The sequence below is a fragment of the Lishizhenia sp. genome (assembly GCF_057456495.1).
The window spans coordinates 1-12,567 of sequence record NZ_JBVCPV010000076.1; the positions used below are offsets into that span (position 1 = coordinate 1).

The following is a 12,567-nucleotide window of genomic DNA, read 5'->3' on the forward strand; positions in this document are numbered from 1 at the left end:
TCAGAAGTAGATTTAAGCGGAGGGTATAGCTTTGATGCCAACTTGGCCAATGATACCATGGCGGAGTTTGACTGGATTGCTGAGGCTAGTGTGCCTTTTAACGACTTTAGTTACAACGATTCTACTTTCGGTACACAAACCTTCAAAGCAGTGTATGCTTACGATGATGGAACAGCAGAATTAGCTTATGGACCTAACGGAACCCAAGCGAGGTTAGCTTATAAGTTTGAGGCCTATGAAGCCGACTCGATTGTTGCGATACAAATACATTTTGTTCCAGCGGCTATAGATGTTTCCAACAAGTTGTTTTTGCTTACAATTTGGGGCGATGAGAACGGAGAACCCGGAGATGTACTTTATCAAGATGATTTCTTTAATCCGCGTCAGCCACAATACCAAATGTCGAATAATGGTTTTTACACGTATTACCTAGCCGATACGCAAAAAGTAGCTGTTGGAGAGGTTTTTTATGTAGGTTGGAGACAAATTGATAGTGACCGATTAAATGTTGGTTTAGATATGAATATTGCAAACAGTGATAAGATTTTCTATAGTTTGGATGGGGAGAATACCTGGGAAAACACAGGTTTCCAAGGGTCTGTAATGATGCGACCTATGTTTTCTACGAAATTAGATTATCAATTGTCTACCGATGAGGTAATGGCAGCTGAATCATTTGAATTTACACTCTATCCGAACCCTTCAAATGGTTGGGTGAATCTTAAAACGGACTATAGAAATGACTTCACGATAAGTGTATATGATTTAGGAGGAAGAGAACTTTTAACAAAATCAAATGCGCTATCCTTAGATTTAGCTAACTTTGAAGCCGGAATTTATTTGGTGAATATCTATGATGAAAATCACCAAGTATTGAAAACGGCAAAAATAGTTAAGAGGTGAGCGAAGAGATAGAAGACTTTAATTCTGAATCAGAAGAGTTATTTGAACATCATAAAGTAGTTGCAGATAAAGGGCAAGAGGTATTAAGAGTGGATAAATTCTTATTAGACCGTTTGCCAAATACTACGCGAAATAAAATTCAAACAGCTGCAAAGAATGGTAATATTCATGCCAATGGTAAAGCAGTGAAACAGAATTATAAGGTAAAGCCTGATGATGTAATCACGGTTGAATTTCCTTATCCTGTTCGAGAAATTGAATTGATTCCGGAAGATATTCCCCTAGATATTCATTACGAAGACGACACTTTATTGGTGGTTAATAAGCCCTCAGAAATGGTGGTGCACCCAGGATATGGAAATTATTCAGGAACCTTAGTGAATGCTTTGGTATATCACATCGATAATTTACCTGAGAAAACAGAGAATTATTACGGTAGACCAGGATTGGTTCACCGACTAGATAAGAACACAACGGGGTTAATGGTTATTGCTAAAACAGAGCAAGCCTTAACGCATCTTTCTAAGCAGTTTTTTGATAGAACCACAGAGCGTCGTTATCATGCTTTGGTTTGGGGAGATATCGAAGAAGATGGAACCATTACGGGGCACATCGGTCGTTCTTTAAAGAATAGAAAAGTGATGGATGTTTTTCCTGAGGGAGAACACGGTAAACATGCCGTTACACATTACAAGGTGATTAAGCGCTATGGTTATGTTACATTGGTAGAATGTAAATTAGAGACGGGGAGAACGCACCAAATTAGAGCGCACTTTAAATCTATCGGACATCCTTTGTTTAATGATAACGAATATGGAGGCGATAGAATTTTAAAGGGGACCACCTTTTCTAAATACAGACAGTTTGTAGAGAACTGTTTTGCTTTGTTGCCCGGACAAGCATTGCATGCAAAAACTTTAGGGTTTCAGCATCCCGTAAAAGATGAGTATAAACGTTTTGATTCCGATTTGCCAGCCAATTTTCAGGCGGTTTTGGATAAGTGGGAAGTGTATATGTCATCAAGGGAAGTGTAACCCTTTCAATCTAATACGTTAAATATCTAAATTAATTAAAGGAAGACTTTAGGGATCGGAAACTTTGTATTATTTTGTTTGCTTAAACCGATTAAAATTATTTTCTTTCGTAAAATTTTATAAAACCAATGTCGTACATGAGCTATAAATCACTACTTGTCGTTACGTTAACATTCTGTAGTCTCTCGCTTTTCGCGCAAAAAGGACCTATCAAGGATGCTAGAAAAGCATTCTCGGGAAGGAACTATGCAGTTGCTGCTTCAGAATGTGAGAAAGCATATGAAAAAATTCCTTACAAAGCTGGAAAGTCCAAGGAATACAAAGCAGAAATGGCATATTGCGTTGCAGAATCTTACCGCCTAACAGAGCAACATGAAGAAGCAAAAGAATGGTATGAGAGAGCAATAGATTTAGGATTTGCTAAAACAGAACCTAAAGTTCACTTTAACTATGGAGAGGCACACCGTTTTACGGGAGATTACGACAAGGCGAAGGAACAATACGAAGAGTATTTAGAATTAGTTCCTGGAGATAAGGCTGCTGAAGATGCTATTAAATCTTGTGAACAAGCTCCTATTACTGTAGCATTAGCCAAAAAGGTTACGATTAAAGCTGAAGATAAAATTAATGACAAAGCATCAGACATGTGTTTGGTGATTGCTGATAGAAGAGGTGATAAAATCATGTTTGCTTCAGCAAGAGCAGAGGCATTAGGAAAAGATGTTGATCCACGTTCTGGTGAGAAATACTTCGATGTATTTTACGCTGAATTAGATAGAAATGGAAACTACAGAGAGGTAACTCCAGTAGAAGATGATAGCATCAATACAGAGCACCACGAAGGACCTGTTGCTTTTGATGGTCGTTACAAACAAATGTTCTTAACAAGATGTTACAACCCAGATGATAACTTCTTTGGTTGTGATATTTACGTATCTCAATTGAAAGGTAGATCTTGGGATATTCCAGAAAAAATTAACTTAAAACCAAACGATACAGTATCTGTAGGTCACCCATGTCCTTCAGAAGATGGAAGATTCTTAATCTTTGCTTCTGATATGCCAGGTGGTTTTGGAGGAAAAGATTTATGGTACACAGAGTACGATAGAAGATCTGATTCTTGGTCTGATCCTAAAAACATGGGACCAGAAATTAATACAGCGCAAGACGAGTTATTCCCAACTTTCGGACTAAACGGTGAGTTGTACTTCGCTTCATCAGGACACGTTGGATTAGGTGGATTAGATATTTTTGTTGCCAAAAGAATTGGAACAGAATACAAATGGGCAGCTCCAGAAAACATGGGATACCCATTCAACTCTAAAGACAATGATTTCCACTTAACACAGGTGGATGAGAAAACAGGTTACTTTACTTCGGATAGAAAGAAAGGTTCATACGCTACAAATATTTACTCTTACGAAATTCCACCGAACTTATTTACATTGAAAGTTGTAGTAAGTAAATTAGGTTCTTCTGAAAAAGTAAATGGTGCTTCTGTTGAAGTAACAACTGCTGAAGGAACCTTTACAGGAGTTACCAATGAAAGTGGTATGGTTTACTGGGAGAAGAAACCAAATGGAGATCGTTACATTGGAGAAGAAGGTGAGTTTAAAGTGAAATTGTTGCCTTTGGAAGGATACCACGATAACAGACAGATGGTAGAGTTCACAACAAAAGGATTGGCGGATAACCAAGATTTCTACTTTGCAATGAACATGGTGCCTAAAACACCAATTCGTTTACCAGAGGTACGATACAGATTGGGTAGTGCTGAATTGATGGTAATTGAAGATTCGATCAACTCTAAGGATTCATTGAACTTTGTTTACGATATGTTAGAGGAATACCCAGGAATGGTTATCCGATTAGTATCACACACCGATTCACGTGGTAGTGCTTCTGCCAATGAGAAGTTAGCACAACGAAGAGCACAATCTTGTGTGGATTACTTAGTAAATGAAAAAGGTGTTCCAAGAGAAAGATTAGTTCCAGAGGGTCGTGGAGAAAACGAACCGAGAACAGTTTACTTGGTAGACGGAAAATATGTGGTAGATAAACCAGATATGGGAACAGTTTACGAAGAAATTCTTTTGACTGAATCTTACATCAATAAGTTTAAAAAGTCAGACCCAGAGTTGTTTGAGAAATTACACCAATTTAACCGTAGAACGGAAGGAGAGGTTGTAAGTATGGACTTTGTTGCATCAGGTTCAACGCAAGGACAACAATAAGGTTTTAAAAATATGTTTAATCCCGATGGTGAAAGCCGTCGGGATTTTTTGATTTATAAAAGTCGGACTCGCTCAGATAAATTATAATAGTTATCTTTGCCGTCCAAGAATTATTATGGCAGATACTAGATATAACTTAAGAGGCGTTTCCGCTGGAAAAGAGGATGTTCACAACGCAATCAAGAATGTTGATAAAGGATTGTTTCCGAAAGCATTTTGTAAAATAGTTCCAGATCACTTAACAGGTGATGAAGACTACTGTGTAGTTATGCACGCTGATGGTGCAGGTACAAAATCTTCTTTGGCCTACATGTACTGGAAAGAAACGGGTGATTTATCCGTATGGAAAGGTATTGCTCAAGATGCATTGATCATGAATATTGATGATTTATTGTGTGTGGGAGCTACAGATAATATCCTTTTATCAAGTACAATTGGTAGAAACAAAAATCTAGTTAACGGTGATGTTATTGCCGAAATAATTAATGGTACTGAAGAGTTGTTGTCTGATTTAAGAGAGCAAGGAATTGGTATCTTCTCTACAGGTGGTGAAACTGCCGATGTGGGAGATTTAGTGAGAACGATTATTGTTGACTCAACGGTTGTAGCTAGAATGAAACGTGAAGATGTTGTTTCTAACCACAACATTAAAGGAGGAAATGTAATTGTTGGACTTTCTTCATTTGGTCAGGCTTCTTACGAAAAAGAGTACAATGGTGGTATGGGAAGTAACGGATTAACTTCTGCCCGTCACGATGTATTTAAGCACGACTTAGCAACGAAATTCCCAGAGAGTTTTGACCCAGCTGTACAAGATGATTTAGTGTATTCTGGATCTTACGGATTAACAGATAAGATTGATGGTGTTCCTGTAGATGCAGGTAAAATGGTATTATCTCCAACACGTACTTATGCACCTATCATCAAGAAAATATTAGACAAACACAGAGCAGATATCGCAGGTATGGTTCACTGTAGTGGTGGTGCACAAACAAAAGTGCTTCACTTTGTGGATAACGTTCACGTGATTAAAGATAACATGTTCCCTATTCCTCCATTATTTGATGTGATTCAAAAAGAATCAGGTACAGAATGGAAGGAAATGTACAAAGTATTTAATATGGGACACAGAATGGAAATTTACGTTCCAGAAGAAATCGCTGCTTCAATTATAGAAATTTCTAAATCTTTCAATGTAGATGCTCAGATTGTAGGTAGAGTAGAAGAACATGAAGGAAAGAAATTAACGATTCAGTCTCCATACGGAGAGTTTATTTACGACAAATAATGGAAGATTTACTAGGTAAATTAGAAGATATAAATTACCGCTTTGAAGAGGTTGGACGTTTGATCGTCGATCCAGACATCATTGCGGATATGAAACGCTACGTTAAATTGAACAAGGAGTATAAAGACCTTGAAGAGATTGTTGTAGCGTATAAAAAATACAAGAACATTTTAGATAACATTGCTTCTTCTAAAGAGCTTCTAGAAATGGAAGATGATGAAGAGATGAAGGAAATGGCTAAAATGGAATTGCACGAATTGGAATCGCAAAAACCAGAACTTGAGGAAGAGTTGAAGGTGTTGTTAATTCCAAAAGACCCTGAAGACGATAAAAACGTTATTGTTGAATTACGTGCCGGTACCGGAGGTGATGAAGCGTGTATCTTCGTGGAAGACGTGTTTAGAATGTATAGCATGTACTTCAAAAATAGAGGATGGAAGGTAGAGGTATTGAACTCGAATGAGGGAGGTACTAAAGGATACAAAGAAATCTCTATGAATGTTGAAGGTGAAGGTGTATACGGAACTATGAAATTCGAATCAGGAGTTCACCGTGTACAACGTGTGCCAGAAACAGAATCACAAGGTCGTGTGCATACTTCTGCAATTACTGTTGCTGTGTTACCAGAAGCAGAAGAAGTGGATGTTGAATTGAACATGTCTGATGTGAAAAGAGATACCTTTAGAGCATCAGGTGCGGGTGGACAGCACGTTAACAAGACGGAGTCTGCCATTCGTTTAACACACATTCCAACAGGTATTGTAGTGGAGTGTCAAGACGGACGTTCACAGCACAAAAACTTGGAGAAAGCAATCTCTGTTTTGCGTTCAAGAATGTACACACAGGAATTAGAGAAGAAAAATGCTGAGCGTGCTGAGCAAAGAAAATCTTTGGTTTCTACGGGAGATAGATCTGCAAAAATCAGAACTTACAACTACCCGCAAGGTCGTGTTACAGATCACCGTATCAATAAAACAATGTATAACCTTTCTAACTTCATTAACGGAGATATTCAAGAAATGATTGATGCCTTGAAAGTAGCCGAGAATGCGGAGAAGATGAAAGGAGAAACTGCATAAGCATGAAGAAGGAAGAGTTAGTTGCTGAAATCAAAAGAAAACAGTCCTTCTTATGTGTAGGGTTGGATACGGATTTAAATAAAATTCCAAAGCATTTGTTAGACACAGAAGATCCAATCTTTGAGTTCAACAAGCAAATCATAGATGCTACCAAAGATTATTGTGTAGCTTATAAACCCAACATCGCGTTTTACGAATGTTTGGGTAAAAAAGGATGGGAAGCTTTAGAGAAGACCATGGATTATATTCCTGATAATATCTTTACAATTGCAGATGCAAAAAGAGGAGATATAGGAAATACTTCTAGCTATTATGCCAAAACTTTCTTTGAATATTTGAATTTTGATTCAGTTACAGTAGCACCTTACATGGGAGAAGATTCTGTAACGCCATTCTTGCAATTTGAAGACAAGTGGGTAATCGTGTTAGCCTTAACGTCTAATGCTGGAGCGCTGGACTTCCAATTTGTGAAAGATGCGCAAGGTGAGGAGTTGTATAAAAAGGTGTTGCGTAAAACTTCAGAATGGGGAACGCCAGAAAACCTAATGTATGTAGTTGGAGCAACGCGAGCTGAGGGTATTGGTGAAGTTAGAAAAACTGTTCCCAATAACTTCTTTTTAGTTCCAGGTGTTGGAGCGCAAGGAGGAAGCTTAGAAGATGTTGCGCAGTATGGATTCAATGATGATTGTGGTTTGTTGGTAAACTCATCTAGAGGCATTATTTATGCCGGACAAGGTGAAGACTTTGCTCAAAAATCTGCTGAAGCAGCTCATGCGATTCAACAGGATATGCACAAGATTTTAAAGGCCAAAGGCTGGTAAGAAAAAGATAATTACGAAAAAGGCGAGTAAGTACACTCGCCTTTTTTTTGTGTCCAATTTTTTTAGCTATTTGCTTTTTCGTATCTTCTACCTTCAACCTAATCATTATGAAAGAACAGTACCTACACTACCTGTGGGAGTCTAAACGACTTCCGCTACAAAAGCTGACCCTTGTTGATGGTGGACCCCTGATAATATTAGATTTCGGAAAATTAAATCACGATACAGGTCCCGATATTTTCAATGCAAAATTGTATTTGGAAGAATTGACGTGGTCTGGCAATGTTGAAATGCATGTGAATTCCTCAGATTGGTATAAGCACGGACATCAAAATGACCCTAGTTACGATAATGTAGTCCTCCATGTCGTTTACAATTACGACGAAGCGGTATTTGTAAAAGGTAGAGAACTTCCAACACTAGAATTGAAAGATGTTTTAGATCTAGAGCATTACAAAAATTACCAGCACGTATTTAAAAAGGATGAAAATTTGCCCTGCCAAAAAGAATTAGAGAATAACAAGCTCTTGGTGTTTCAACAAGTAAGTGTAGCTTTTGCACATCGGTTTAATCGAAAAATAGAGGAGTTAAAAAGTGTGTTTAAGCTCGCTAAGAACGATTATAAACAAGTTTTGCATTATTTGTTATTTCAAAGTTTTGGAGGAAGGGTAAATAAATTACCTTTTCAACAGTTGGCACAGTTGCTACCCTATCAACTTCTTTTAAGAGAAGCATGGGATATACAAAGGCTGGAAGCAGTAATGCTCGGAGCAGCTGGGTTACTTCAAGAAGCGAATAATCATCCATACACAGATGAGTTGAAAAAGCATTGGCATTTTTTACAAAAGAAGTACGGGATTGCTATGATGGATGCTAGTGCTTGGCGTTTTAGTGGGGTTAGGCCAAGTAGTTTTCCTAATTTAAAAATTATTCAACTCGCGCATTTTATTGTGCAATGGAAGTATGAAGTAGTCCCTTTTCAAGCCAATAATTTAGAGGTGTTACGTCGAAAGTTTAACGATAACATTTCTGCTTTTTGGGAATATCACTATTCCTTTAAATCTACCACCCTTAAAAAACACGAAACTCAACTTAGTGAAAAAGCTCAGAATATAATTTTTATCAATGCTTTTGCCTTGTTCTTTTGGTTTCGGGGTAAACAAAAAGGCAATGATGGTGACCTGCAGCTTGCTATGGATATCCTTTTAAGTTTGCCCCCTGAAGAAAATACTATCCTCGATAAATGGCAGAAAAGAGGGGTAGACATGGAGAATGCCTTTGATACACAAGCGCTTTTAGAACAAAATCAGTTTTTTTGTTCGGATAGGAAGTGTCTTCACTGTAAAATTGGTAATTTTATCCTATCAAATAAAGCATGAGAACAATACAGAAAATAGTTTTGTTTTTTGAAATACGCTCTTTCGGCGTATGTGCCTGGTGGGCCAAAAAACTTAGGTTAAGAACCGAACACGTTAGAAGATTTTTTATCTATATTTCTTTTATTGGTTTGGGCTCTCCATTATTGTTGTATCTTGTTATGGGTTGGCTCTTAGAACACAAGCATACCTTGCGACTAAGCTCTAAACCGAGATCAATTTGGGAACTGTAAATGTTTAAAGCGTACCGTAAGTTATATTATCGACTATTCTATAGTATTACACTTATAATAGGGTGTATACTCATTGGTATTTTGGGTTTTGTGGGCTTAGAAGGGTATGATACCCTTGATGCCTTTTACATGACGATGATTACCATTTCAACCGTAGGTTTTGGAGAAGTTCAATCCTTATCTCCTAACGGTAAAATATTTACATCTTTTCTAATTGTTATGAGCTTGGGTACTTTCGCCTATGCAATAACCTCCTTATCTTCTTACTTATTTGGGGGAGAATTTAGAAAATTAAGAAAAACCATCATGGAAAAACGTAAAATTGATGCCCTGAAAAATCACGTGGTTATATGTGGTTTTGGTCGTGTAGGTAGACAAGTAGCAGAAGATTTTGCACGAACAAAGCAAAGTTTCGTGGTTGTAGAATTAGACCCTGCTCGCGTTGAGAAATATGAGAGTGATGAAAATTATAATTTCGTCGTAGGTGATGCCACTGTAGATGAAAATTTGGTGAATGCGAATTTAGAGAATGCAAAAGCCATCATTACTTGTATGCCCTCTGATGCCAACAACGTATATGTGGTGTTGGCGGCCCGTGAAATGAGTAAGAAAGTTCAGATTATTGCGCGTGCATCAAAAAATGAAACCTATAACAAATTAAAAATCGCTGGTGCCAATTCTGTGATCATGCCCGATTCAGTGGGAGGATCACATATGGCTTCTTTGGTGGTGAGGCCTGATGTCATGGAGTTCATCGATGAAATAATAATTTCTTCTGATTACACACCTAATATCGTGGCCTTGAACTATGATAGCTTACCCTTGAAATTTAAAGATCAAAAATTAGAGGTATTTATAAACGCTCAAATTTCTGGTTGTTCTGTAGTTGGGATAAAAGAAGACGATGGAGATTATCAAATTAATCCTTCTGGAGATACATTGATAACAAAAGGGAGCAAGATTTTGTTGTTAGGAGATAAGCAGCAAATAGATAATTTGAGGAAATACTTTGAAGTAGATGCGTAAAATATTAGTTACAGGAGCCAATGGTTTATTAGGCCAGAAAATCATCAACCAATTAGAAAAAAACGGACAAGAATATATTGCAACAGGAAGGGGAGAGAATAGAAACCCTAACTGTCCGGCTGACAAATACGTCAGTTTAGATATTACTATTCCTTCAGAAGTTGAAGCTTGTTTTCAAAAATTAAAACCTACACATATTATAAATACTGCGGCCATGACCAATGTGGATGCATGTGAAGATGATGTTGAGGGTTGTGAATTGTTGAATGTGAAAGCAGTTGAGATTCTATGGAAAGAAGCGAAGCGAATCAATGCCCATCTTCAGTTGCTCTCAACTGATTTTGTTTTTGATGGAAAACAAGGAGATTACAAAGAAACCGATGAACCGAATCCTTTAAGTGTTTATGGAAAATCTAAATTAGATGCTGAGCATATACTAACCAATGACGAAAATACCAATTGGTCCATCGTGAGAACGATAATTATTTTAGGTAAAACTCCTGGTATGAGTAGGTCTAATATCCTATTATGGGCAAAAGGTGCATTGGAAAAAGGAGATGCTCTTACTATTGTAGACGACCAATTTAGAGCCCCAACATGGGCCGATGATTTAGCTTGGGCCTGTATTCGTATTGTGGAATTGGGTAAAAGAGGAATTTATCATATTTGTGGACCAGAAACGCTGAGTATTCTGGAAATTGTAAATAGAGTAGGAAAGTATTATGGATTGAATACAGATTTAATTCAACCTATAAAATCGGAGAGTTTGAATCAAAAAGCGAAGCGTCCACCTAAAACGGGATTTGATTTATCCAAGGCGAAAAATGATCTCGGTTATGCTCCTAAAACCTTGGAGGAGATACTCGAACGTTTATAATTCTTTCGAAAGCAATAAATATTTCTATTTTTGAAGAAATCAAGCAAAAACTTTATGAAAAAAATACTTACGTTTTTATTTATTACGACGGCATTTCTAACATTTTCACAAGAGACATTACAAGTAGATTTAAAAGTTCAAGATTTTGAGGATAAGATAGACGATGTTACCGCGGAGGTAATCGTGAAAGGTGGGGTGAAACCTTACCGTTATATCTGGTCTGAAGAAGGAGTTAACATTTACACCAGGGTGGCAACAGGTTTGTCAGAAGGTGATACTATAAAGGTTACCGTTGTAGATGCAGCCAATAATTCAGTTACAAGGAAAGGTATAGTAGACGCGGAAAGTATTCCAGAGCATTTTAATAATGCCATGAAGCCTGCGGTAGCTTTTATGCAAAGCATACTGTTTCACGAAATTTTTGCGGATACTGTTAAGGTGCCAAATAATGTACTGAAAGCACCCTTCGCCCTTGATGAATCAAAGAAAGATTACTTTGTAAAAGAGTGGTTAGTAGAGGATGGAGCGAAAGTAAAACATCAACAAGCTATTGCCATCTTACAGGATGGAGAAAATGAATTTCCTTTTTTCGCAGTTGGATCTGGAGTTTTAGAAATAAAAGCAAAGGCAGGTGAGCAAGTTCACTTCATCAATAAAAGAGGGAATAGATCAGATAAAGTTATTGGGGTAATAGACTATCCTGAAAGACAACCCTTCTACAGTAAAAACTTAAGCACTAAGACACAAGGATTCCCATTAATTGTATTGTGGTTAGTACTCGGAGCTTTGTTCTTTACAATTAGAATGAAGTTTATCAACTTTAGAGGTCCGAAACACGCCATTGAATTAGTACAGGGTAAATATGATGATCCAAATGGTCATCACGGTGAGGTGTCTCACTTCCAAGCATTGGTTACTGCTTTATCTGCAACTGTAGGTTTAGGAAATATTGCAGGGGTTGCTATCGCTATCTCTATGGGTGGACCAGGTGCAACTTTCTGGATGATCTTAGCTGGTTTATTAGGTATGGCCTCTAAGTTTGTAGAATGTACTTTAGGTGTGAAATACAGACACCAAAAAGAAGACGGTGAAGTATTTGGTGGACCAATGTACTACTTGTCAAAAGGTTTGGCTAAAAAAGGACCATTCTTTGCTCAGTTAGGTAAAGTGTTGGCATTGATTTTTGCTATCTTATGTGTAGGTGGTTCTTTAGGTGGAGGAAATATGTTCCAAGCCAATCAAGCCTTTAACCAATTATCTCAGCTTCCAGGTTTGGAAGGATTCTCATCTTATGGTTTCTACTTCGGTATAGTAATGGCTATTTTGGTTGGAGTTGTAATCGTAGGTGGTATTAAGAGTATTGCCAAGGTTACAGATAAAATTGTACCTACTATGGTAGGGATATATGTTGTTAGTGCTTTGGTGATTATTGGATTTAACTACGATAATTTAGGATTTGGTTTTAAAACTATTTTCAATGGAGCATTTAGTCCAGACGCCATATATGGTGGATTTATTGGAGTATTGATTTTAGGTTTCCAAAGAGCAGCATTCTCGAATGAAGCAGGTGTTGGATCTTCTGCAATTGCTCACTCTGCGGCCATTACAGATGAACCTATCTCAGAAGGTATTGTTGCCTTGTTAGAGCCGTTTATTGATACCGTGGTTGTTTGTACCATGACTGCTTTGGTAATCA

At 37.5% G+C, this 12,567-nt stretch carries 10 protein-coding genes; all 10 read left to right on the plus strand.

The features are described from left to right. A partial coding sequence (locus AC22ZQ_RS07145; RefSeq protein ID WP_318958096.1) for a T9SS type A sorting domain-containing protein occupies positions 1–903 on the plus strand: 903 nt, incomplete at its 5' end. After that, positions 900–1,937 (plus strand): RluA family pseudouridine synthase, encoded by a 1,038-nt coding sequence (locus AC22ZQ_RS07150; RefSeq protein WP_318958097.1) that lies wholly within the window; start codon positions 900–902, stop codon positions 1,935–1,937. The genes AC22ZQ_RS07145 and AC22ZQ_RS07150, both read left to right, overlap by 4 nt. 137 nt (positions 1,938–2,074) lie before the next feature. Further along, positions 2,075–4,171 (plus strand): OmpA family protein, encoded by a 2,097-nt coding sequence (locus AC22ZQ_RS07155; RefSeq protein ID WP_318958098.1) that lies wholly within the window; start codon positions 2,075–2,077, stop codon positions 4,169–4,171. A gap of 115 nt (positions 4,172–4,286) precedes the next feature. After that, positions 4,287–5,459, plus strand: a complete 1,173-nt coding sequence (locus AC22ZQ_RS07160; RefSeq protein ID WP_318958099.1) for an AIR synthase related protein — start codon at positions 4,287–4,289, stop codon at positions 5,457–5,459. Next, positions 5,456–6,538 carry a peptide chain release factor 1 gene (gene prfA, locus AC22ZQ_RS07165; protein WP_318958105.1) on the plus strand — a complete coding sequence of 361 codons (1,083 nt, stop codon included), beginning with the start codon at positions 5,456–5,458 and terminating at the stop codon, positions 6,536–6,538. Before AC22ZQ_RS07160 ends, prfA begins: the two co-directional genes overlap by 4 nt. Positions 6,539–6,540: 2 nt before the next feature. Beyond that, positions 6,541–7,359 carry an orotidine-5'-phosphate decarboxylase gene (gene pyrF, locus AC22ZQ_RS07170; protein ID WP_318958100.1) on the plus strand — a complete coding sequence of 273 codons (819 nt, stop codon included), beginning with the start codon at positions 6,541–6,543 and terminating at the stop codon, positions 7,357–7,359. Positions 7,360–7,466: 107 nt separating this feature from the next. Then, a complete protein-coding gene (locus tag AC22ZQ_RS07175; protein ID WP_318958101.1) occupies positions 7,467–8,738 on the plus strand; it encodes a DUF2851 family protein in 1,272 nt (423 codons plus the stop codon). Positions 8,739–8,968: 230 nt separating this feature from the next. Further along, entirely contained in the window at positions 8,969–9,994 is a 1,026-nt protein-coding gene (locus AC22ZQ_RS07180; protein ID WP_318958102.1) for a potassium channel family protein, read from the plus strand. Beyond that, on the plus strand, positions 9,987–10,871 hold the full coding sequence (locus AC22ZQ_RS07185; protein ID WP_318958103.1) for an SDR family oxidoreductase: 885 nt from the start codon (positions 9,987–9,989) through the stop codon (positions 10,869–10,871). Before AC22ZQ_RS07180 ends, AC22ZQ_RS07185 begins: the two co-directional genes overlap by 8 nt. A gap of 54 nt (positions 10,872–10,925) precedes the next feature. Further along, the coding region (locus tag AC22ZQ_RS07190) for an alanine/glycine:cation symporter family protein (protein ID WP_318958104.1) at positions 10,926–12,567 on the plus strand (1,642 nt) is incomplete at its 3' end.

Excerpts from the sequence above, each read along its gene's own strand:
- AC22ZQ_RS07185 (WP_318958103.1), top strand. The coding sequence starts at position 9,987 with ATGCGTAAAATATTAGTTACAGGAGCCAATGGTTTATTAGGCCAGAAA.
- AC22ZQ_RS07175 (WP_318958101.1), top strand. The coding sequence starts at position 7,467 with ATGAAAGAACAGTACCTACACTACCTGTGGGAGTCTAAACGACTTCCG.
- AC22ZQ_RS07180 (WP_318958102.1), top strand. The coding sequence starts at position 8,969 with ATGTTTAAAGCGTACCGTAAGTTATATTATCGACTATTCTATAGTATT.
- AC22ZQ_RS07160 (WP_318958099.1), top strand. The coding sequence starts at position 4,287 with ATGGCAGATACTAGATATAACTTAAGAGGCGTTTCCGCTGGAAAAGAG.
- AC22ZQ_RS07155 (WP_318958098.1), top strand. The coding sequence starts at position 2,075 with ATGAGCTATAAATCACTACTTGTCGTTACGTTAACATTCTGTAGTCTC.
- pyrF (WP_318958100.1), top strand. The coding sequence starts at position 6,541 with ATGAAGAAGGAAGAGTTAGTTGCTGAAATCAAAAGAAAACAGTCCTTC.